Here is a 21417-nt window from a genome sequence, read left to right as displayed (position 1 = left end):
CCACATCGGCCAGGAGATCGGCATTGCTCAGCGTCACGCTCAGAAGATCCTGTTCTCGCCCCACTAACAACAGAAGACTCGATTGTCCTCATGTCTCATGAGAGTCTGACAGGGAGGGCTCTGCCACGTCCTCAGTGAGGGACTTGACCGTCTCGGCCGTGTGCTCAGGCTGCGAGAGGAGGAGGCCCAGGAGACCGCGAGCCGTCAGGCTCAGCTCGTAGTGCTGGAGTATGGCGTTCGGGATGATCACGAACGCAGACGTGTGACTGCTACGCTTGATCTGCATCGAAGATTACCCTCTTCGGTGTCAGACCCCGGAGTGTTGGTAGCACTGCCGGGGTCGCTCATGTGCGGTTGTTGGCTTCGAGCTCACCGTAGCATGATCGTTCGGGCTCCGATCAAGCCCCAAACTCCTCGCAGTCAGGGCGGAGAGGGCTCAGCCCGTCGCGGGCGCTCTGCGCCGGCCGGGGTCGTCTTGACTGTCGCAGGGGCGTCGTAAGGCTCTGCCCCGCGCCAGGTCGCCGTCCTGCGGACGGGCGGCGCTTGCGGCCGAGACGTTTGGTTCGCAGGGCTCGACGCCACGAAGAGGGCGGTTGCCGCCTCTAGCTCGGCCGGCGTGACTCCGCTCTCGGCTAGCAGCTTCAAGAGCTGGTCGGATGAGTCCCCACCGCTGAGGCTGACGCTCGTCAGCCACTCCCCATCTAACAAGGTCTCAGTCCTCTGTCCCGGGGGCGCCCCAGACCGGGAACCAGCGGGACAGATCCTCCTCAATCCGCAGATCGTTGACTAGCAGCGCCTTGACCTGAAGCTCCAGGGCGTTGTCACGCTTCTCCTGGCCAGGGAGTTTACAAACCGGATAGAAAGTGCCGCGTTTGTAGAGGTAGACCAGGGCCAGCGCGCGGCCCTGGTCGTCCCGGAAGCCGGCCAGCGAGCAGAGGAGCTGGGGGCCGAAGCCCTGGCCCTCCAGGGCGGAGTTCACCGCGTGCAGGTCGTTGACGAGGGACGGCATGTCGTCGGGTGAGTGCCGTACGAGGAACCATGTATAGCCGTAACTGTCGCGGCTGGATTCCACCGGAGCACCGTCGGCCCCCTCCCCGGCGTCCATGTCCAGCAGGGCCCGGACATCCTGTTGCACCTCGGCGAAGGCGCCGCCCTCGACGGCCGAGAAGCACACCGAACCCAGCCCGGTGGGCCGGAATCCGGCCGCCGCCTCCAGGGTGATCGCCGCCGAGGGCAGACCGAAGAGCTGGTCGAGATCGGGCCGGACCGGCTTGCTGCGGCCTAGCAGAGCGTCCAGGAAGCCCATCAGCGGCTGCCCAGTTCCAGGGTGATCCGGGCGAGCTGCTCCAGCCGCTGCTCCAGGGTGGGGTGGGTGGAGAAGAGCCTGCCGAGGCTCATGCCGGAGCCGCCGCCGTCCGACCCGTTGCGGGAACTGAGCGCGGGAGCGAAGTAGAAGGCGTTGAACGGCTCGGCCTTACGGAGATCGTTGGTCGGGATCTTGGACATCTGGCCGGTCACCTTGGTCAGCGCCGAGGCGAGCGAGGACGGGCGGCCGGTGAGCTGGGCGGCGGCGCGGTCGGCGGAGAGCTCGCGGTAGCGGGACAGCGAGCGGGTGAGCAGGAAGCTGATCGCGTACACGACTCCGCTGACCAGGGGGATGACGAGGGCGGCGAAGGCCGCGTTGCTGTCGTTGTTGTTGCGGAAGCCGCCCCACAGGCCGATCCGGGTGATGAGTCCGGCGAGCACCCCCAGGAAAGACGCGATGGTCATCACCGCGACGTCCTTGTGCGCCACATGGGACAGCTCATGGGCTATCACGCCCTCCAGCTCGTCCGGCTCCAGGCGGCGCAGCAGCCCGGTGGTGGCACACACCACCGCGGCCTTCTGGTTGCGGCCGGTGGCGAAAGCGTTCGGGACATCACTGTCCGATATGGCGACCCGGGGCTTGGGCATGTCGGCCAGGGCACAGATCCGGTCGACCACGCCGTGCAGCTCGGGGGCCTGCTCGGGGGTGACCTCGCGCGCGCCCATGCTGAAGGCGGCGATGCGGTCGCTGAACCAGAACTGGGCGACGAACAGGCCGCCCGCGATGATGAGGATGAGTGGCCAGGAACCGCGCATCAGCGCCAGCAGCGCGCCGACGAAGACCACGTACAGCAAGCCGATCATGAACATGGTAATCACCATGCGGGTCGTCAGACCCCGATCGGGGGCGAATCGATTCCGGTCCATGGCCCCTCCCGATTTCTGCGGGTGGCGGGCCGGCGGCCCGTCGTGCTCCGCTTCGATTGTGCCTCTGCGACGGCGAAAATGACGAGCCCCGGCCCAGCCCTGCCCGGGCGATCAGGAACGGCTCCGTCACCGCACCGGACGACGCCGCGGTGACTTCGGCCTCCCCCGGCCAGCGGCCGGGAGGTGCCCCCGGCGCGGCGAACGCCCTGATCGCCCGGACAGTGCCTATCAAGGTCCGGTCAGACTGTCACGTCGAGGATCAATTTGCCGTAAGTGCGCCGGGCCCGCAGATCCTCGTGCGCCCGGGCCACCTCCGTCAGCGGATACACGCCGCCGACCTGCGGCTTCAGCCGTCCCTCCGCCGTCATGGCCAGCAGTTCGGCCATCGGCTCCCGGTACATGCCGGGGCGGCCGAGGCAGTGCATCAGCCAGAAGCCGACGACGGCCCTCGAACGGCCCATCAGCGCCGCGGCCTGTACGGGGGTCGGGGGCACGCGGGAGGCCATGCCGTAGGTCACCAGCCGGCCGAAGGGCGCGAGCGCGGCGAGCGAGGCGTCGAAGACCGGGCCGCCGGTCATCTCCAGGACGATGTCGGGCTTCTTGCCGCCGTTCGCCTCGACAAGCCGCTCCTTCATGCCTTCGGCGCCGACCTCGACCGCCACGTCGGCGCCGAGTTCCAGCGCGAGCTCGCGCTTCTCCTTGGAGGACGCCGTGGCTATCACCCGTCCGGCCCCGAAGGCCTTCGCGAGCTGTACGGCGAGCGAACCGGTGCCGCCCGCCGCCGCGTGCACGACCACGGACTCGCCCCCGGCGATCCGGGCCGAGGTCCGCAGCAGGTGCCAGGCGGTCAGCCCCTGCACGACCAGGGCGAGCGCCTGCCCGTCGGTGACCCCGTCGGGGACCTCGTGTGCCAGGTACTCCTGTACGGCGGCCTGCTGGGCGTAGCCGCCGTTGTCCATGAGGGCCACCACCCGGCGGCCGTCGGGAGTGCGGCCGACGACTTCGCCGCCCGGCACCAGAGGCAGGGTGGTCTTCGAGAGATAGGAGTTCTCGACGGTGTGGGTGTCGGCATAGTTGACCCCCGCCGAGTCCACTCGCACCAGCACCTGTCCCGGTCCGGCCACCGGTTCCGGCAGCTCCACCTGGCGCAGTACTTCCGGGCCGCCGAACTCGGTGATCTGGATCGCGCGCACCGCGACTCCCTCCGCATCGTTGTGTCGTGTGGGGGTCACGCTACCGTTCACACCGACCAGTCGGTATGTGACCTCCGCCGCTCGCCCGCCCGCTCACCCGCCCGCCCGCGCGACTGAGCGGGGACGGTCCGGACGTCGTACCGTCAGACATGGGTCACGGCCCGGGGCGCTTCGGGGAGCGGCTCGCGATGAGCAGAAGGCGAGTGGAGAATGCTGCGTCGGCTCCCGGTACGTCATGTCGCCGGCCTGCTCCCGGTCCTGATCGTCCTCGGCATCGCGTACTGGAAATGGCCGATGCTCGACAAGGGCACGGCACAGCTCGGTTCGGCGGACACCGAATGGCTGCTGGCGGCCGCCGCGGCGACCCTGCTGGCATGGGTGTGCTCGGCGACCGCGCAGCAGGGCGCGGTGCTGGAGCAGTTGCCGGCCGGGCGGCTGCTCGCCACCCAGTTCGCGGCGTCGGCCGCGAACCACATACTTCCGGCGGGTATCGGCGGCAACGCGGTGAATCTGCGGTTCCTGCTGCGCTGCGGGCTGCCGCCCAGCCGGTGTGCGGCCGCGCTCGCGGTGCGGGCGCTGGCGGCGTGCGTGGTACGGATAGCGCTGCTGACGACGCTGCTGGCCGCCTTCCCGCACGCACTGCATGTGCACCGGGTGGTGCCGGCCCGGGCGGACAACCCGCTCGCGATCACGGTGGTGGCCCTGGCCTGCGCGGTGGCCCTCTTCCTGGCACTGGTGCGGCCGGTGCGCAGGACGGCCTGCGACTTCCTCGGCACGGTGGCGGCGGATGTGCGCGCGGTGCACGGCAGCTCGGCGCGGGCGGCGGCGCTGTGGACCGGATCGCTGGCGCTCCCGGTGATGCAGGCGCTGGTGCTGGTGGCCGTGGTGAGGGCACTGCACACCCCTGTGCCGCCCGTACACGTGGCGCTGGCCTACCTGGCGGGGAGCGCGGCGGCGGCGCTGCTGCCGACGCCGGGTGGTTTCGGCTCGCTGGACGTGGCGCTGGTGCTGGCACTGGTCACAGCGGGGGCGACCGCGGTGGCGGCGACCTCGGCGGTGCTGGCGTACCGGATCGTCACCGTATGGTTGCCCCTGCTTCCCGGTGTGCTGGTGCTCGCCGCTCTGGTGCGCCGCCGGGTACTGTGATCCATTTCCAGGAGGACCTGCGGTGCGTGTGGTGCTGGGTATCCTCGGTGCGCTCGTTGTGGGCGGGATCTTCTCCTCGGTGCTGCGCACCCTGGTGATCCCCCGGCCGACCCGGTCCGGATTCACCCGCGCTGTTCAGACCACCGTGCGATGGGCCTTTCAAATGCCGGCCGACCGTTTCACCTCGGCCGAGGTGAAGGACCGGGTGCTCGCCCCGGCCGCATCAGTGGCCATTTTGATGACGCTGGTGGGCTGGCTGGCCTGCTTCATGATCGGCTACGGCCTGCTGGAGGCCGCGGTGAGCGGCCTCGGGGCGACGGCCGCGCTCCGTGAGGCCGGATCCTCGATGTTCACGCTCGGCTTCGCCAGCAGCGAGCATGCGGACCTGACCGCCATCGACTTCTGCGCCGCCGCCACCGGACCGATCACCATCGGCCTCCAGATCGGCTATCTCCCCGCCCTCTACGGCGCCTACCAGCGCCGCGAGACCGAGGTGACACTGTTGCAGGCCCGGACCGGTAGTCCGCCCTGGGGTCCGCAGATCCTCGCCCGGTACGCCCAGGTCGGGATCATCGACAGCATCGGCGAGCTCTTCCGCGGCTGGGAGCGGTGGAGCGCCGAGGTCAGCGAGAGCCACACCACCTATCCGATCCTGATCCACTTCCGCTCCCCCAAGGCCAACCGCAACTGGCTGGTCGCCATGCTCGCGGTAATGGACGCGGCGGCGCTGCGTCTCGCCCTCAATCCCAGTTGCCCGCAGGCCGAGGTGCGCATGGCACTGCGGGCCGGCTATGTCTGCCTGCGCGAAATCGCGGACGTGCGCGGTATCCCGTACGACCGCGACCCGTCGCCGGACGGCCCGGTGTCGGTCACCTACGAGGACTTCCTGCAGGGCCTCGCCCGCATGGCGGACCAGGGGTACTCGGCGGAGCGCACGCCGGAGGAGGCCTGGCCGGACTTCCGGGGGTGGCGGATCAACTACGAGGCCGTGGCCTATCGGCTGGCGTACGACATCGACGCCGTGCCGGCGCCCTGGTCGGGGCCGCGGCGGACCGCCGAGGCCATCATCGTGCCCGACACCCCCGTGGACCGCCGCCCTGTGGCGCGTTCATGAAGCGGCTGACGGGCAGCGCGCGGTCGGCGACCCGGACGTCGCCGATCCAGCCGTGCACGATCTGGTCGGTCTTCCCGCCGTACTCGTAGCCGCCCAGCAGCCAGCGCAGGCCGAGGGTGGTGAGGCCGGTGGCCGTGTGGAGGGGGTGCGGACGACGGGGCAGCCTTTGACGTACATGGCCACATGGCCGTGCGGCGTCCGTCGTTGACGACGGCCACGTGCCACCAGGCGCCGAGCGGCAGCTCATGGCCCCGGTTGGTGACCGGACCGTTCTGGTTGAGCGGATATACCGCCCGCTGGAGTTCGCGGTCACCGGACAGGCTGAGGGTGGCGAGCGGCTCGTCGGGATCGCCGCCGGTCTTGCCGGCTGCGCTGCTCGGCCCGAAGGGAAGGTGACGGCGTTCAGCGGCGCGTTGTCGGCTGTCCGCAGATAGGTGCCGTGCAGCGGGCTCGTGTCCCCGGCGAAGTACAGGCTGCCGTGGGCCGGCTGGTCGGGGTGGTGCTCGTGGACCCAGGTGAGGGAGCCGGGGCGGGGTGCCGGGGACCGTCACCTTCGTCAACTCGTTGCCGTGCCCCGAAAGGTCGGCGATCCGGTGGGCGGGGGCGTCGAAACGCCAGTACGCGACCGTACCCGGCACCAGGATGCGGTTCGCGGGTCGCGCCGGGCGTGTCGGGACGGGGGCGAAGCCGGGGAAGCGCTGCTCGAAGCCGACGGTGACCGAGAAGCGGTCTTGGTCGCCGGTGAGTTCGATCTCCTCGCGCTCCAGCTCGTTCAGGCCCTTCCCTGCCCGGCCGAGGATCCACGGGGGCCGATGCTGCGGACTGCACATGGTCATCTCCGTGATCGACGGCGAAAGCATATGCACGCTACGGTCGTCCGGCCGAACCATGGCCGGAGTCCTGCCAGCTCCCGGCCAAGGGTCGGCGAACACGGGTGACCGGACTCTCCCCCAGGGCCGGTCTCACCGCACCGGTGGGTTTCTGCGGCACACCCCGTGCCCCTCGCAGGCGCGGCCTCGCGGCATGAGCTATGCCGCGGGGACTGGCTGCGGCGGGAGCGGGCCGGTGTAGCGGGCCGCCGGTCGGATGATCTTGCTGTCCTCGGCCTGTTCCAGGATGTTGGCGCTCCAGCCCACCACCCGCGCCGCGGCGAAGGTCGGGGTGAACATCTCGCGCGGCAGCCCGCACAGCTCCATGACCACCCCTGCGTAGAACTCCACATTGATGTGCAGCTCCCGGCCGGGCTTCAGCTCGGCGAGGATCGCCTCCGTCCGCTCCTCGACCTGGACCGCGAAGTCGACCAGCGGCCCTCCGAAGCCGCGCGCTATCCCCTTCAGCATCCGCGAACGCGGGTCCTCGGTGCGGTAGACGGGGTGCCCGAAGCCCATGATCCGGTCGCCGGCCAGCACCCGTTCCCGGATCCAGGGCTCGATGCGGTCCGGGGTGCCGATGGCGTCCAGCGTGTCCAGCGCCCGGCTGGGCGCCCCGCCGTGCAGCGGGCCGGACAACGCGCCGATCGCGCCGGTCAGACAGGCGGCCAGGTCCGCGCCGGTGGAGGTGATGACGCGGGCGGTGAAGGTGGACGCGTTGAAGCCGTGGTCGACGGTGGAGATCAGGTACTGCTCGACCGCCCGGGCCCGGGCGGGGTCCGGCTCCTGGCCGGTCAGCATGTAGAGGTAGTTGGCCGCATGGGCCAGGTCGTCACGCGGCTCCACCGGCTCCAGGCCCCGGCCCAGCCGGTGCAGGGCTGCCAGCAGCGTCGGTACGAGGGCGCAGGCGGCGAGGGCGTCGGCGCGGCGCTGGTCTGCGCCGATGTCGTACAGCGGCCGGAAGCCGGCGGCAGCGCCCGCCAGCGAGAGTGCCGTTCGCAGTCCGCTGAGCGGGCCGCTCACCGCGCACGCGCGGGCGATGGCCGGGAGCGCGTCGCGGACGTCTGCGGGCAGACGGCGCAGGGCTGCGGCCCCGGCGGTGAAGTCGGCACGCCGGGCGGCGTCCGGGAGCGTGCCGTGGAACATCAGGTGCCAGACGTCCTCGAAGGTGCGGGTCTGTGCGAGTTCGACGGCTGAGTACTGCCGGTAGTGGTAGAAGCCCTCGGTTCCCCGGACGTCGCCGAGCGCGGTCTCGGTGACCACGACGCCTTTGAGCCCGCGGGGTACGTCGATGGTTGGCATGATGACCCTCCTTTGATATTGATCCGACTGTCTATGATTGATTCAATGGTTGTCAACATTGATTCAATCAATGCAATGCGGTGCACTACATCGCGGTGAGGTGAGATGAGCCCATGGCGGATCAAGCAGCCCCGGCACCGGGCGGGCAGCGGCTGAGCACCAGGGAGGCCGCCGAGCGGCTCGGGGTGAAGCCCGAAACGGTCTACGCGTATGTCAGCCGAGGTCTGCTGACCAGCCGCCGCGCCCCCGGCGGGCGCGGCTCCACCTTCGACGCGAAGGAGGTCGACGCGCTGGTGCGCCGCACCCGGCGCGGGCAGCCGGCGGCCGACGACGCGACCGTCGCCGGAGTGGCCGCCGTACGCACCGGCATCACCCTCATCGGCAAGGACAGCTACTACTTCCGAGGGGTCGACGCCACCGAACTGGCCCGGCGGTACGGCTACGAGGAGGCCGCCGAGTGGCTCTGGACCGGCGAGATGCGGCCGGGCACCCGGTTCGCCGCGCCGGACCAGGCCTTGGCAGCGGCGGAGCGGGCGGTCGGAGCGCTGCCTGCCCACAGCGGGCTGACGGACCGGTTGCGGGCGGCGGCGGTAGCGGCGGCGGCAGCCGATCCACTGCGGTTCGACCTTTCCGAAACCACCGTTATCGCCTCCGCCCGCGGCCTGGCCGCGACTCTTGTCGGCGCGCTGCCGGCCGCCGGGGTCACTCCCGCCGCCACCGCCCCGCTCGCCCGGCATCTGTGGTCACGACTCACCACCCGGGCCGCCGACGAGGCGTCAGTGCGAGCTCTGGACGCCGCGCTTGTGCTCCTGATGGACCACGACCTCGCCGCCTCCACCCTCGCCGTCCGGGTCGCCGCCTCGGCGCGGGCCCACCCGTACGCCGTGGTCTCCGCCGGTCTCGGCGCGCTCGAAGGCCCCCTGCACGGCGCCGCCAGCGGGCTCGCCCACCGCATGCTGACCGAGGCACTGGACCGGGGCAGCGCCGCCGCCGTCGTCGCCGACCACCTACGCGCCGGCCGCCGGATCCCCGGCGTCGGCCACCGCCTCTACGCCGGCGAGGACCCCCGGGCGCAGGCGCTGTTCCGGCTGCTCGAGGACGTACCGCAGGCCGGCCCGGCGCTGCGTACCGCACGCGAGGTGGCCGCACTCGCCGGACGGCACGCCGCGCTGCACGCCAATGTCGACCTGGCGCTCGCGGTGTTGTCCGTCTCCTCGGGCATGCCCGCCGAGGCGGGGGAAACGGCTTTCGCCATCGCCCGGACGGCGGGGTGGATCGCCCATGCCCTCGAGGAGTACCAGGAGCGTCCGCTGCGGATGCGCCCGAGCGGCATCTATACGGGCTCCCGGCCGCCCCAGCCATTGCCTTGAACCAACCGTTCCTAATCAGTGGTCAGGAGTGAGTCTTGGACCCACGTCCCGGTACTGCGCGCATCCCGAACGGTTTTGGATGCGCTGGTTGCCCGCGTTCCCTGTTGTGTCCCCGCTCGGCGGCGTGCATCGTGTGCACGCTCCGTGACGGGGTGGCGGGTTTCCTCACGTCCCCGGACTCCACGATCGGCCTGGACGGTCCGATGCCCCGCACGATCGCTCTGGTCGTGTGGGGGCGGTGCCGTCCGTCGCCGGACCGGGTGCCCGAGGGCGCGCCTGCCGATCGCCACCGAAGCGGCGTCATGGCGAGTCATTTTGCGGCGCGGGGTGACCAGCGGCTTCTGCCAGTGCTGGCCTCCCCACTGGGAGGTGTACGCCGGGTCGACGGCCACGATCGACAGGCCGGACTCGGCGGCCATCGAGACAAGGCGTGCCTTGAGTTTCCCGGTGGGGATACCGGAGATGAGCTGACGGAACCGCTTCTTGCGGCCGTGCTTCTCCCGGGTCTTCTCGGCGGTGAAGTCGAGGTCTTCGATGGCGATGGCGGCGACGCCGCACCGCTTCGCCCAGTGCAGGAGACGGGTGGTGGCGTGCCGGATCTGCGCGTCCCGGTGGGTCGCGGTGCCGGACAGGTCGTAGTGGAACCTGTGCGGGTCGCCGACCGGGTTGCCGTGCTCGTCGAGCCGGTAGGCGGCGAAGTGGTCGGCGTTGGTGTCCACCCCGATCATGCCGTCCGCGCGGGCCGTCCGAAGCGGGATGGTCTGGACGAGGGGGCGCTGCCACGACGCGGTGAGGTACCAGCGCCCGCGGGCCACGTCCAGGTGGATGCGGTAGGCCACGGCCCGGTTCGCCTCGACCCGGTCGCGCCATTCCTCACCCCGGTGCTTGAAGGTGACCTTGGATGTGAGGACGTACCGGCCGTTCCTGGCGTTCGACAGGTGCGCGAGCGGTGCGGGCAGCCTGATCGACACTTCGCCCTCGGGCGTGAGGCGGATCGTCTCGTTGCCGAAGCGTTTGCCGGACTCGCCGTCTGCGGCGAGGAACCAGCGTTCCGCCTCCCACCGCTTGCGCCACTTGGTCTCGGTGAGCTGGGCTTTGGCGAGGTTGTGGCGGGTGTTGAGGAGCCCCCGGCCACCGCGCACGACGTTCACGGCACCGGCCTCACGCTCCGCACGGGCCACGCCGAGCCGGTGTTCCAGCGTGTGCAGGCGGCGGGATTTGTGGAACCACTCGCTCTTCGAGCGGTATCCGCCCGGCGCCTTCTTGGTGCCCCTCTCGCCGATCGGCTGTGACAGACGGTGCGTCAGCGTGCGGATACCGGTCTCAAGGCACTGGATGTGCACGAGCTGGCAGCGCCGCGACAGGGCCCACTGATCGTGGGTGGACTTGGTGATACTGCCAGCCCAGCGGGACGACGATTCGGCCGTCAGACTCTGCTTACGCGCCGCCCACCGCTGCGCATCGTGGTCGTTGCCGTCCGCACAGCGCACCTTGAGATCGAGCGACGCGAGGTGTCCCAGGTGCTCGCCCACCAGGCGCAGCACCTTCTCGTCCTGGGGTGTGAGGTGTTTGAGGCGGTCTCGGATCGCCACCCCGGACGGCCCGAGCGCGACGAACGGGGCATCGACGGTACGGAGCTGCTTCTTCTCCGGCTCAGTCATCGGCCGCCGCCGCTTGCAGGGCCTTGTGCGCCCGGTTCTTCGCGGAGCGCCGTCCGTAGAGGCGGGCGCAGAACCAGGTCAGTACCTCCACCACCTCGCGTACGAGGTCGTCTTCGGCCTCCCCGTCGTCCAGGACGACCAAGCGGCGGCCGGTCGCGGACAGTGCAGCCTCGACCAGTTCCACGTTCATCCGGCCGAGCCGGTCCTTGTGCTCCACCACAACGGTGGTCACATCCGGATCAGCCAGCAGCCGACGGGCCTTCCTGCGCCCGCCGTTCATACCGGACCCGATCTCCGACTCGGCCCGCACCACCCGGTGACCGGCCTTCGCCGCCCACCCGGCCAGCCGCGCGGTCTGGCGCTCCAGGTCTGCCTTCTGCTCGTGCGAGGACACCCGGGCATACAGTCCGAGACCACCCGTCGCAGACAGCGACGTATTCGCGTCCATGTTCACCAAGATCGTGCGCGGGCCCACGCGTTGCGCAGGGACCGGCAACGTGCCCTCACGGAACCAGCGGTAGGCAGTCCGGGGAGCGATCCCCTGCGCCCGTGCCCATTCCGTCAGGTTCATAAGCAAAGACCGTACACCACTCATAACCAGTAAAGGACACTCATGGACACTCAACCCCACCAATTACCGACCCCGGATCGTTCCGCTCCCGAACAATCCCGTAGCCGACCCGTCTGGTCAGACTCGTTCCTTGACCCCAGAGACAGCCGCCGCCCCGCCCCGGATCTCGCCGGCCTTTTGCAGCACGCCGGGCATGTCCTCACGACACAGATGACGGCGGCCCTGGAGGAGATCGGCATCTCGCCGCGCGAGTACCGCGTTCTGCTGCACGCGCTGCCAGTGGACCTGACACAGGCCCAGGTGGCCGGCCGCAAGCGGGCCTTCATCACGCCTCGCCCTCTTCGCCACGGCCTTGCTGCGGTCGAGGGCGATCGGCGTCCGCACCTTCGTCGGCTCCGCCGGGGCGTCGGTCGGCGTCATCGCCGGGGGCGTCCTCTCCCAGGCCATCAGCCGGCACTGGATCTTCTTCGCCAACCTCCCCAGCGGCCTCGCCGCCGGCGCTGCTGGCCGTGGCCGTGTTCCGTACGGACCGGCTGATCGCCGTCGCCGTCGCGGCGAGTGTCCTGCGGCCAGGGGCGGCGCCACGCCGGGAGCCGAAGCCAGGCATTGCGGACGGGACCTGCGAGCGCGTGACCTGATCATGGCAGAGCCGCCGTGGGGCGATAGCCTCTAGCACGTGGTGGACAAGGTGCCCGCGCCGTTCGAGCGCGGTACAGACGGCCCCAAGGTGATCGTCACCGGGGTGGACGGATCCGAGTCGTCGTGGCGGGCCGCGGCGTATGCCGCAGGCCTGGCCCGGCGGCAGAAGGCGCTGCTGGCGATCGTGTACGTGCAGCCGGTGCTCGCCACCGGCGCCGCCTTCGGGGCGCCGGTGGCGGAGACGACCGCGGAGATCGCCGAGCAGCTGATCGCCGAGATCCGGCGCGCCGTCAAGCAGCTCGAGGACGTGTTCCACCTCCGCTGGGAGTTCCACACCTTCCGCGGCGACCCCTTCAACGGACTCGCCAAGGCCGCCGACGAGCTCAAGGCCGACGCCGTGGTGGTCGGCGCGTCGGAGCAGGCCGGCCACCGCATCATCGGTTCGGTGGCCATCCGTCTGGTCAAGGTGGGCCGCTGGCCGGTCACCGTCGTCCCGTAGGACGCTACGGCCGTACGGTCCTACGGCCGTGGGCACGGCCGTAGGAATACGGGACCCGCACGTTCCGTTACCGCGACTGGATCGTGAGCGGACTCCGGCACCCGGCCAGGAAGCAGGTAGGCAAGCATGAGCACTGTCGAGCTGACCAAGGACAACTTCGACGAGGTCGTCTCGGGCAATGACTTTGTCCTGATCGACTTCTGGGCGTCCTGGTGCGCCCCGTGCCGGGCGTTCGGCCCCGTCTTCCAGGGGGCCTCGGAGCGCCATCCCGACCTGGTCTTCGCCAAGGTCGACACCGAAGCCCAGCCCGAGCTCGCGGCAGCGTTCGAGATCCAGTCGATCCCGACGCTGATGATCGTGCGGGACCGCATCGCAGTCTTCGCGCAGCCCGGCGCGCTGCCCGAGGAGTCCCTTGAGGATGTGCTCAAGCAGGCCCGGGCGCTCGACATGGACGAGGTGCGCAAGTCTGTCGCCGAGGCGGCCCCCGGCACCTGACGGCCCACCGCGGCATCCCGCCGGGGCGGCGGACCTACAGCCGTCCCGGCGTTTCTTGCGCCTGGACTGATTATACGTATAACTTGATGCGCATGCCCCACATCGCACTCGTGACCCTGGTGGTCCGCGACTACGACGAGGCCCTCGCCTTCTACGTCGACGCCCTCGGCTTCGAACTCGGCGAGGACACCCCGCGCCCCGACGGCACCCGATGGATCGTGGTCCGCCCGCACGGAGCGGCCGGCACCGGCCTCCTGCTCGCCCGGGCCAAGAACGACGCCGAGCGCGACCGGGTCGGAGCACAGACCGGCGGCCGAGTCGGCCTCTTCCTGCACACCGAGGACTTCCAGCGCGACTACACGCGGATGTACGAAGCCGGCGTCACCTTCCTGGAGTCCCCGCGCCACGAGGCATACGGCTCGGTCGTCGTCTTCGAGGACCTCTACGGCAACCGCTGGGACCTCCTCCAGCCCACAGAACAGGACCATCCCGCATGACCGCCGCCCCGACCCTCGACGCCGGGACGGTCCGCCGCCTTCCCAAGGCCGTCCTCCACGACCACCTGGACGGCGGCCTCCGCCCGGCCACCCTGGTCGAGCTGGCCGAAGCCGCCGGACACCCTCTGCCCCACACGGATCCGGCCGGGCTCGGCGCCTGGTACGTCGAGGCGGCCTCCTCCGGCGATCTGGTCCGCTACATCGCAACGTTCGAACACACCCTCGCCGTCATGCAGACCCGCGAGGGACTTCTCCGTATCGCCGAGGAGTACGTCCTCGACCTCGCCGCCGACGGCGTCGTCTACGCCGAGGTGCGCTACGCCCCCGAACTCCACCTCCGCGCCGGCCTGACCCTCGCCGAGGTCGTCGAGACCGTTCAGGAAGGGCTCGCGGCGGGCATGGCGCGGGCCGCGGAGGCCGGCACCCCGGTGCGGGTGGGAACTCTGCTGTGCGCCATGCGCATGACCTTCCTCAGCCGGGAGGTAGCCGCCCTGACCGTCGCCTTCCGCGACGCCGGGGTCGTCGGCTTCGACATCGCCGGCGCCGAGGACGGCTTCCCGCCCTCGGACCACCTCGCCGCCTTCGATCACCTGCACCGCGAGAACATGCCCGTCACCATCCACGCCGGCGAGGCGTTCGGCGTCCCGAGCATCTGGGAGGCCGTCCAGCTGTGCGGCGCCCAGCGCATCGGGCACGGCGTCCGGATCACCGATGACATCGCCGGCACCAAGCCCGGCCCGCTCGCGTCCTGGGTGCGCGACCACCGGATCGCCCTGGAGATCTGCCCGACCTCCAACGTCCAGACCGGCGCCGCCGCCTCCATAGCCGAGCACCCGATCACCCTCCTGCTCGACCTGGGCTTCCGCGTCACCCTCAACACCGACAACCGCCTGGTCTCCGGCACCAGCATGACCCGCGAGATGTCGCTGCTCGTCAACGAGGCGGGGTGGACGCTGGACCACCTCCGTACGGTGACGGTCAACGCGCTCAAGAGCGCCTTCATCCCCTTCCCCGAGCGCAACGCCCTCATCAGCGACGTGGTACTGCCCGGCTATGCCGCCGCGGGGTTCAGCGGGGCGCCCACGGCATAGGCCGAGGGGCGGGGAGCGTCCAACTCTCCGATACTGGATCCGTACGCTGCGCTCCGTCGCCGGAAAGGATCCGACTCATGCTCCTCGACCACCGCAAGGACCTGGGACTGCTCGCCATCCGGCTCGGCCTCGGTGGCGCCCTGTTCGCACACGGCGCCCAGAAACTCTTCGGCTGGTTCGGCGGGTCCGGTCTTGACGGCACCGGCGCCGCCATGGAGCAGATGGGCTTCACCCCCGGCCGCGAAAGCGCCCTCGCCTCCGGGCTCAGCGAAGCCGGTGGCGGCACCCTTCTCGCCCTCGGCCTCGCCACCCCCGCCGCCGGCGCCGCGGTCGCCGGCGGCATGGCCGCCGCCGTCTCCGTACACGTCCCCGCCGGCTTCTTCGCTGCCAACGGCGGCTTCGAGCTCCCGGCCTTCCTCGGCTGCTCCGCCGCCGCCATCGGCCTCGCCGGCCCAGGCCGCTATTCTCTCGACCACCTCACCGGCCACTGCCTCGACCGCCCCGGCATCATGGCCGTCGCCTTCGCCGCGAGCGCCGCCGCCGCGACCTGCGTCATCCGGCGCCGCAACGCCTATCTCCGGGCCAAGGCCCCGGCCTCGCAGCAAAGCACATGAAAGCAGCCTTCCCGGCCGACCCCTGAAGCACCGGACAGATCGACCTTGGGCCACCTCTGACCAGGGTGCGAGCAAGGACACCCTGAAGTGCGGTATCGTTCTCGTGCGCGGTCAGCCGGGGAAAAATCCCCGGGGGAACGAGCACCGGGACGTGGCGCAGCTTGGTAGCGCACTTGACTGGGGGTCAAGGGGTCGCAGGTTCAAATCCTGTCGTCCCGACGGTGTTAACGCAGGTCACAGGCCGTTTCCGCACAGCGGGGGGCGGCCTTTGTCTTGTAGAAATGGGGAGCAATTGGGGAGCCCTCGTGCTCCCCAATTGCTCCCAGACTCGACGGTGTCAATCCTGCCCGTTTTATCCGTCGCCCGATCCGGTCGACGTTGCGGGCGGTTCCGGGCTGTACGACGCGGTCGTCAACGGTGCGCGGCCGTTGTCACCCCCGGCGGCTGTGGACTGTGCGGAGGCGGTAGGGCCCTGCGGCATAAGGCCCCTTGACCGTTCCCGATCTCGTCAAGGGCACACAGCCGCGGCGGCCGCTCCCCATAGGACGCCCACGCGCCGGGCCGACCAGCCACCCGCCGATCGGGCGGCCCGGGAGAAAGCCCAGCTCATCCCCGCTACGGTTCCTCTGCTGGGGAAGTGCCGCGCATCGGCTGCGTCTCCCAAGCCGAGGTAAAGCCCCTTGGCCCGGCGGCACACGATGGCGCTCCCGGGTGGGGAGCGCCACACGGCGCCGTACCGGCCCCTACCGCGCCAGTCGCAGCCCCCATGGACGCCCCACCAGACTCTGCGCGACCCTGTTGCCCATTTGGTTATGCGGCGAGGGAGAGCTCGAGGCGGGCGAGGTGGCTGGTGCGGGTGCGGTCGAGTGGGTGTCCGTTCCACCAGGCGTCGAGTCGTAACAGGTTGAGGGCGACGGCGCTGAAGACGTGTTCGAGGTGGGTTTTGGCGAGTCCGCGGTAGCGGGCGTGGTGCATGTCGGTGACGGCGGCGGCCTGTCGGATGGTGCCCTCGACGCCGGCGCGCAGCGCGTAGTCGGTGTTCCAGTCCTTGGTCTGCTGTTGCGCGCGGGCGTGCCGCAGGGCCTGGGTCATCTCCCTCGGGTGGAGGGAGAGTTGACGGCGGTTGCTCTTCGCGCTGGTGCACTGCTGCCGGTAGGGACAGGGGATGCAGTCGAGGGCGGCGAAGGTGACCACGGTCTTGGGGACTCCTGCCTGGACGACCGGGTTCCAGGTGGCGCTGGTCTTGCCTGCGGGGCAGGTGGCCTGCTGGGTCTGCCAGTCGATGGTGAAGTCGTGGGCGGCGAAGCCCTCCTTGGCCTTGGCCTGGCGGGAGGTGTCCAGCAGGACCGGGGTGATCAAAGCGACGCCATAGCGGGCCAGGGACCCGGTGATCAGCTCGGCGGAAGGGTAGCCGGAGTCGAGATAGTGCTCGTCGGGGAGCAGGCCGCGACGCTGCTGGGACTGGTGGATGCCTTCCAGGGCTTTGCTGTCGGGCAGTGTCGAGGCGGTGGTGGCGACGTTCGTGATCAGGTTGGGGCGCCTCGGCGCCCGGTCGGGCTTTCGCCCGTGCGGCGTCCTGGCTGCGGCCTTCGCCGTCGGCGCGGGCGCGGGGCGGGCGGCATCGTCGGCCGCGGTGGCGCAGGTCTCGCTGATGTGGACCTTGAACCCGTTCCAGAAGGTGTCGCGCTTTGCGGTCCAGCGGGCGTCGGTGTCGTACGGCGAGGTCAGGCGGATACTGGCGGGCGGGAGTCCGTCACCGCCCTCGTCGGTCTTCTCCCGCCGCTTGACCACTCCCGCCCGCTCCTTGCGGTAGTGCGGGTGTAGTTCTGCAGCAGCACGGTCCGCAGGACCTGGGCGGCGGGCAGTTCCCGCAGCCACCCGGGCTGGCCCGGCGCGTAGAGGGCGCCCAGCAGGGCGAAGCCGTCGCGGGCGTAGTCCAGGGCCAGGGCGTCCTGCTTGGTCTTGGAGGCCGGCATCTTCCAGGAGTCGATCCGACGTCCGTAGCGCCGCGACCAGCCGGCCACGTCGACGACCTGAGCCAGCCAGTCGGGAGCCGCCGCGGACAGTGCCTCCACCAGCGCACGGACCGATTCGCCCGCCAGTTCCAGCCGGTTCAGGTCCCGCACCGCGGCGACCACCGAGGTGGAGTCGGTGCGCTGCTTGCCCCCGGCCCCCAGCAGGCCCTGCTCGGTCAACGCGGCCAGCAGCAGGTCCAGGACCTTCTCCTCCAGGTGGTGCCCGGCGACCCGGGTGCGGAATTGCGACAGGACGCTGAAGTCGAAGCCGGGGTCCTCCAGGCCCAGCCCGAGCGCGTAGGCCCACGACAGCTTGTCGCGTACCGCCTCAGCGGCCTGGCGATCCGTCAGGTTCTCTGCCATCTGGAACACCGTCACCAACGCCAGCCGCCCCGGCGACCAGCCACGAGGCCCCCTCGCCCCGAACGCCCCGGCAAACTCCGCGTCGGCGAACAACTCACCGAGCCGATCACGCACTGCCACCGGCAACGGCACCTCACGCCCGCGGTACTTGGCCCGCACCGCCCGCGCCACCTCCCGCGCCGGCTCCGGCCACGACCGCGGCTCCATCGACACGACCCCTCCCACCCGCGACCGGGAACGAGGAAGGGAACCGGCCACGAGGCAAGCCTGCCGCAACGATCAAGCCCCTGACCAGCAAAACAGCAAATGGGCAACAGGGTCTCTGCGCCTGCCGAAAACCCCATCCATGCAGATCAAGCGGTGTGTTGGTACTCATGGAGGGTGCCGCCGAGTCGGTCGTGCCGGCGTATGTCGAGGTGGGTGATTCGGTCGGGATCGGTGATCGGTTCGGGGGTCGCGTGGAGTGGCGTGGTCTGTTCCATGGCCTGATGGGGCCGGTGCCCGTTGTGGTGTGTCTCGAATTCGCGCAGGGCGTGGCGTAGGTGGTTTTCGTTCCAGATCAGGGTGCGGTCCAGGAGTTCGTGGCGGCAGGTCTGCACCCACCGTTCCATGATCGAGTTCATCCGCGGTATTCGCACGCCGCTGAGCACGACCGTGATGCCGGAGTCAGCGAGGACCTGGTCGAACAGGGCGGGGAACTTCGCGTCCCGGTCGCGGATCAGGTATGCGACCGTAGCGCCCGCGTCCTCCAGATCCATCGTGAGGTTCTTCGCGGTCTGGGTGACCCAGGCCGCGGTCGGATGCGCGGTGGTGCCAAGGACGCGGATGCGGCGGGTGGTGTGTTCGATGGCGGCGAGGATGTACTGGCGTTGTCCGGTCAGGGTCACGGTTTCGATGAAGTCGATGGCCAGCAGGGCGTCGGCCTGGGAGCGCAGGAAGTCGGCCCAGGTGGTGGAGGCTCGGTCGGGTGCGGGGTCGATGTCCTCCTGCTTGAGGATTTCCCAGACGGTGGAGGCGGCGATTTTGATCCCGAGGGTGGCCAGTTCGCCGTGGATGCGCCGGTAGCCCCATGACGGGTTCTCGTGGACCAGGCGCAGGATCAGGCGGCGGATGGAGCGCACGGTGGGCGGCCGTCCGGGCCGCTTGGGCTTGCAGGCGCTCGCGTGCCGTCGTTTCATCAGGTCGCGGTGCCAGCGCAGGATGGTGTCCGGCCGGACAATCAGCCGCAGCCGGCGCAGCACCTCGCGGGGCAGTGGCTGCAGCAGGGCGGCGGCGAAGACCCGGTCTTCGGCCGTGAGCCTCACTTTGTCCGGGCCGAGTTGCCGCTGCAAAACTGTGACCTGGTGGCGCAGGGCAAGGATCTCCGCGTCCTTGTCGCGGTCACTCATCGGCAGCAGGCGCAGCGCGGCGAAGGTGTTGGACACAGCCAGATAGGCCAGGCGAAGCAGCACAGCCGATCATCATGCCGCAGACCCTGTCCACTCCTGCGGGCAGGGAACCCCGTGTGATCGATGCTGGCCCCTGCAGGACCGGCGCACGGCGCTTGATCCGCATGGATGTGGTTTTCGGCAGGCACACTGCCGTAATCGGTATCGCACTTCTCGGAGCACGTGCCGGTGCAAAGTGGCTCGTGAGAAAGGTGCACGCTCGTGTCGCCAACTCCAGAACCGAGCGGGCGGTCCCTGGTTCAGAGCAGGAGAGTGCTGTGGAGACAACCGGCGGTGCCGTGAAGGAGCGGAGCAAACAACAGGAATTCAGGCAGGTAGCGCGACAGCTTCTGCTCAGGCGGCAATTGACCGCACCGGAGCGCCACACGTGATGTTGTGCTCTTTCTCCCTGAGTCCTCAGGCGACAATCACACAGACGAGAAGGAGGGAGAGCCCGTACAGGGCTATAGCGAGGTGCAGCCCTACCCACAGGCGGTGGAGCCGAATGCGATGCAGCCGGGGAAACTCGCGGTAGTGCGCCGCGCGTGCCCGGGCGAGCCCTTCATCGGACCCCAGCACTCCCCGGTCCACCAGGTCTCGGGTCAACGCCCGTGCCTGGGTGAGGTGGTAGGAGGCCCGCTCGTAGTACTTGGCCACCGCCACAGCCCCGTAGACTCCAGTCGTCGCGACGAAGAGACACAAGGGCATGACGTTCAGCGTGAACTTCTGCTGGACGATCAGACCGCTCAGGGCAGCCGTGACGATGAGCAGGAGGTTCGTCAATGTGGAGCGCTGGGTCTCGCACTGCCGCAGCTGCTCGCGGTGCTCCTTCCAATAGACGCGTATCGCCTCTTCCGACATCTCGGCCATCAAACCCCCAGTTGAATGCCTGCACCAGCCACCCGGTTCGCCTCACAGCAGAACCCTCAGCAGTGGAGACACCGTAGCGTGAGGATCTTCATCAGCAGCGCCCGCAAAGGTCTGGAGGAGGAGCGCGACGCCCTTGACGGGCTGGTCCGCGCTCTCGGGCACACCCCGGTCCGGTTCGAGGACTTCTCCGCTCAGACCACGCCGAGCCGGGAAGCCTGCCTGAAGGCTCTGGAGACCGCCGACGCGTGCCTCTTCCTCCTAGGCCCGAACTACGGCCACGTGTTCCCCGAGACGGGGCAGTCGGCAACCCATGACGAGTGGGTAGCAGCCCACGTAACAGGTACGCCCCGCCTCGTCTATCGCAAGCTGGGCGTGACCTTCGAGCCCAGCCAGCACGAGTTCGCGCGCGTAGTGGAGGCTTACGCCACCGGCGTGTTCCGCGACAGCTTCCGCACGGCCGCGGACCTGCTCCCTAAGGTCGCCGGGAAGATCCGGGAGCTGGAGTCGGGCCCGTCCCCCCTGGCCTTCGCCAAGCTGGCCCAGCCGCCGGTCCTGCATTGGACCCTCGACGAAGGTACAGGCGGCCTGCAGACCGCCGGCGCCACCACCCTTCTGGAGCTGCACGTCCTACCGCTGGACTCTGCTGGCTACTCGGCCAGGGAACTGGAGGCGCTCGGCCACTCGCTGCCGGGCCGTGTGCGCGTGACCGGTATGGTCGAGAACGATGTCCCCCTAAGCCCTTACCGCTCGCAGGGCCACATGGCCGTCGCAGTCCCGGCCAGCCGCCCCCGTTCGTGGGACACGCCCCAACCGGGCCAGCTCGTAGAGGTCCGCCTGTACAAGACGGGCCAGCTCTCCACCCGGGCCATGCTTCCCCGAGACAGTATGGGACCGATCCTCGATCCCAACGCCCTACCCGAGCAAATCGCCGAACTGCTCAAGTTCACCGGCGCGTTGAACATCATCACACAGGACCGCATCGTGGTGGCTGCCGGCGTGTCGGACCCCGCCATGACCAGCATCGACACCTTCGACCCACGTCGGTCACGGCGCACAGCCAGTCTCGCCGGCCACGGCAGGTCCTTCACCCTGCGTACCGAACCCGACGAGTCCGTCACCCTGGCGGCCCTACAGGCCGGAGCCGAGGAAGTCGCCGGCCATCTCGCGCGGGCTATGATCGCGCACCACCCCTCCGCTGCCTGAAGCCGCCTCGACAGCAAACGGGCACGGTCGCCGCCTGCTCTCGCTTGAAGCGGTTGACGGCCAGGCCGGCGTTAAGTGCATTCAGGTCGGCGGTCTGGATGTTGGGGCCCGCAGGCGCCTTGCTGGCGACGGAATGCGCCCGCGGGCCCGTTCCCGGCGTTCCGGCAGGCTACGGGACAGAGCCAAACGATTTACGGTCCCGGAGCCTGTGGGGCTCAAATATAGGATTCGGCCTCTGATCTGCGG

20 protein-coding genes, 1 tRNA gene and 1 pseudogene are annotated in these 21417 nt (G+C 69.8%); 10 read left to right on the top strand and 12 right to left on the bottom strand.

From position 1 onward, the window contains the following. Positions 1-712: 712 nt before the first annotated feature. From pspAB to FCI23_RS40575, 3 genes are all read right to left on the bottom strand, one after another. Positions 713-1306, bottom strand: a complete 594-nt coding sequence (gene pspAB, locus FCI23_RS40585) for a PspA-associated protein PspAB (protein ID WP_136729152.1) — start codon at positions 1304-1306, stop codon at positions 713-715. Beyond that, a complete protein-coding gene (gene htpX, locus FCI23_RS40580; RefSeq protein ID WP_136729151.1) occupies positions 1306-2232 on the bottom strand; it encodes a zinc metalloprotease HtpX in 927 nt (308 codons plus the stop codon). The genes pspAB and htpX overlap by 1 nt, the downstream gene beginning before the upstream one ends. 239 nt (positions 2233-2471) lie before the next feature. Then, positions 2472-3425 carry a quinone oxidoreductase family protein gene (locus FCI23_RS40575; protein ID WP_136729150.1) on the bottom strand — a complete coding sequence of 318 codons (954 nt, stop codon included), beginning with the start codon at positions 3423-3425 and terminating at the stop codon, positions 2472-2474. 210 nt (positions 3426-3635) lie between these two features. Between FCI23_RS40575 and FCI23_RS40570 the strand changes: the two genes are divergently transcribed. Then, entirely contained in the window at positions 3636-4571 is a 936-nt protein-coding gene (locus FCI23_RS40570) for a lysylphosphatidylglycerol synthase transmembrane domain-containing protein (protein WP_136729149.1), read from the top strand. Between the two features lie 22 nt (positions 4572-4593). Then, positions 4594-5685: a hypothetical protein gene (locus FCI23_RS40565; RefSeq protein WP_136729148.1), complete on the top strand. Its 1092-nt coding sequence runs from the start codon at positions 4594-4596 to the stop codon at positions 5683-5685. Here FCI23_RS40565 and FCI23_RS60895 read toward each other — a convergent pair. Both FCI23_RS60895 and FCI23_RS40560 read right to left on the bottom strand, forming a co-directional pair. After that, a pseudogene (locus tag FCI23_RS60895) lies at positions 5636-6491 on the bottom strand (LamG-like jellyroll fold domain-containing protein); the annotation flags it as partial. The gene FCI23_RS40565 and the pseudogene FCI23_RS60895 sit on opposite strands and share 50 nt — an antisense overlap. Positions 6492-6713: 222 nt before the next feature. Then, a complete protein-coding gene (locus FCI23_RS40560; protein ID WP_136729147.1) occupies positions 6714-7856 on the bottom strand; it encodes a citrate synthase/methylcitrate synthase in 1143 nt (380 codons plus the stop codon). A gap of 113 nt (positions 7857-7969) precedes the next feature. On the opposite strand from FCI23_RS40560, the gene FCI23_RS40555 reads away from it, so the two are divergent. Beyond that, positions 7970-9226, top strand: a complete 1257-nt coding sequence (locus tag FCI23_RS40555) for a citrate/2-methylcitrate synthase (RefSeq protein ID WP_136729146.1) — start codon at positions 7970-7972, stop codon at positions 9224-9226. 11 nt (positions 9227-9237) lie between these two features. On the opposite strand, the gene FCI23_RS40550 is transcribed toward FCI23_RS40555, so the two are convergent. The 3 genes from FCI23_RS40550 to FCI23_RS40540 form a co-directional block, all read right to left on the bottom strand. Beyond that, a complete protein-coding gene (locus FCI23_RS40550; protein WP_136729145.1) occupies positions 9238-10887 on the bottom strand; it encodes an IS200/IS605 family element transposase accessory protein TnpB in 1650 nt (549 codons plus the stop codon). After that, on the bottom strand, positions 10880-11458 hold the full coding sequence (locus FCI23_RS40545) for an IS607 family transposase (protein WP_136729144.1): 579 nt from the start codon (positions 11456-11458) through the stop codon (positions 10880-10882). Before FCI23_RS40545 ends, FCI23_RS40550 begins: the two co-directional genes overlap by 8 nt. Positions 11459-11575: 117 nt before the next feature. Then, the gene (locus FCI23_RS40540) at positions 11576-11932 is read right to left on the bottom strand and encodes a hypothetical protein (protein ID WP_136729143.1); all 357 of its coding nucleotides are present in this window, start codon (positions 11930-11932) and stop codon (positions 11576-11578) included. 202 nt (positions 11933-12134) lie between these two features. On the opposite strand from FCI23_RS40540, the gene FCI23_RS40535 reads away from it, so the two are divergent. The 6 genes from FCI23_RS40535 (at position 12135) to FCI23_RS40510 (ending at position 15512) form a co-directional block, all read left to right on the top strand. After that, entirely contained in the window at positions 12135-12596 is a 462-nt protein-coding gene (locus FCI23_RS40535; protein ID WP_136729142.1) for a universal stress protein, read from the top strand. A 126-nt stretch (positions 12597-12722) separates the two neighbouring features. Beyond that, positions 12723-13091 (top strand): thioredoxin, encoded by a 369-nt coding sequence (trxA, locus tag FCI23_RS40530; RefSeq protein ID WP_136729141.1) that lies wholly within the window; start codon positions 12723-12725, stop codon positions 13089-13091. Between the two features lie 92 nt (positions 13092-13183). Beyond that, positions 13184-13588, top strand: a complete 405-nt coding sequence (locus tag FCI23_RS40525; RefSeq protein ID WP_136729140.1) for a VOC family protein — start codon at positions 13184-13186, stop codon at positions 13586-13588. Then, positions 13585-14679: an adenosine deaminase gene (locus tag FCI23_RS40520; RefSeq protein WP_136729139.1), complete on the top strand. Its 1095-nt coding sequence runs from the start codon at positions 13585-13587 to the stop codon at positions 14677-14679. Before FCI23_RS40525 ends, FCI23_RS40520 begins: the two co-directional genes overlap by 4 nt. Before the next feature lie 77 nt (positions 14680-14756). Continuing rightward, positions 14757-15293, top strand: coding sequence for a DoxX family protein (locus FCI23_RS40515; RefSeq protein ID WP_136729138.1), 537 nt, complete (start codon positions 14757-14759; stop codon positions 15291-15293). Between the two features lie 145 nt (positions 15294-15438). After that, positions 15439-15512 (top strand) — tRNA-Pro (locus FCI23_RS40510). Positions 15513-16103: 591 nt separating this feature from the next. Here the strand turns inward: FCI23_RS40510 and FCI23_RS60890 are convergent. The 4 genes from FCI23_RS60890 to FCI23_RS40495 form a co-directional block, all read right to left on the bottom strand. After that, complete coding sequence (locus FCI23_RS60890; RefSeq protein WP_246144541.1) at positions 16104-17084, bottom strand: transposase; 981 nt, start codon at positions 17082-17084, stop codon at positions 16104-16106. Continuing rightward, positions 17018-17878, bottom strand: a complete 861-nt coding sequence (locus FCI23_RS60885; protein WP_246144543.1) for a transposase — start codon at positions 17876-17878, stop codon at positions 17018-17020. The genes FCI23_RS60890 and FCI23_RS60885 overlap by 67 nt, the downstream gene beginning before the upstream one ends. 146 nt (positions 17879-18024) lie before the next feature. Continuing rightward, on the bottom strand, positions 18025-19122 hold the full coding sequence (locus FCI23_RS40500) for an integrase core domain-containing protein (RefSeq protein ID WP_136729137.1): 1098 nt from the start codon (positions 19120-19122) through the stop codon (positions 18025-18027). Between the two features lie 393 nt (positions 19123-19515). Beyond that, positions 19516-19968 carry a hypothetical protein gene (locus tag FCI23_RS40495; protein WP_136729136.1) on the bottom strand — a complete coding sequence of 151 codons (453 nt, stop codon included), beginning with the start codon at positions 19966-19968 and terminating at the stop codon, positions 19516-19518. A gap of 78 nt (positions 19969-20046) precedes the next feature. Here FCI23_RS40495 and FCI23_RS40490 point away from each other — a divergent pair, with 78 nt between their 5' ends. Beyond that, a complete protein-coding gene (locus tag FCI23_RS40490) occupies positions 20047-21171 on the top strand; it encodes a DUF4062 domain-containing protein (protein ID WP_136729135.1) in 1125 nt (374 codons plus the stop codon). Positions 21172-21417 lie beyond the last annotated feature (246 nt).

This window comes from Actinacidiphila oryziradicis (assembly GCF_005047355.1).
In the GTDB taxonomy this organism is placed as follows: domain Bacteria; phylum Actinomycetota; class Actinomycetes; order Streptomycetales; family Streptomycetaceae; genus Actinacidiphila; species Actinacidiphila oryziradicis.
The sequence above is the reverse complement of the archived record's forward strand: the minus strand, read 5'-3'. Positions and strand labels throughout refer to the sequence as shown.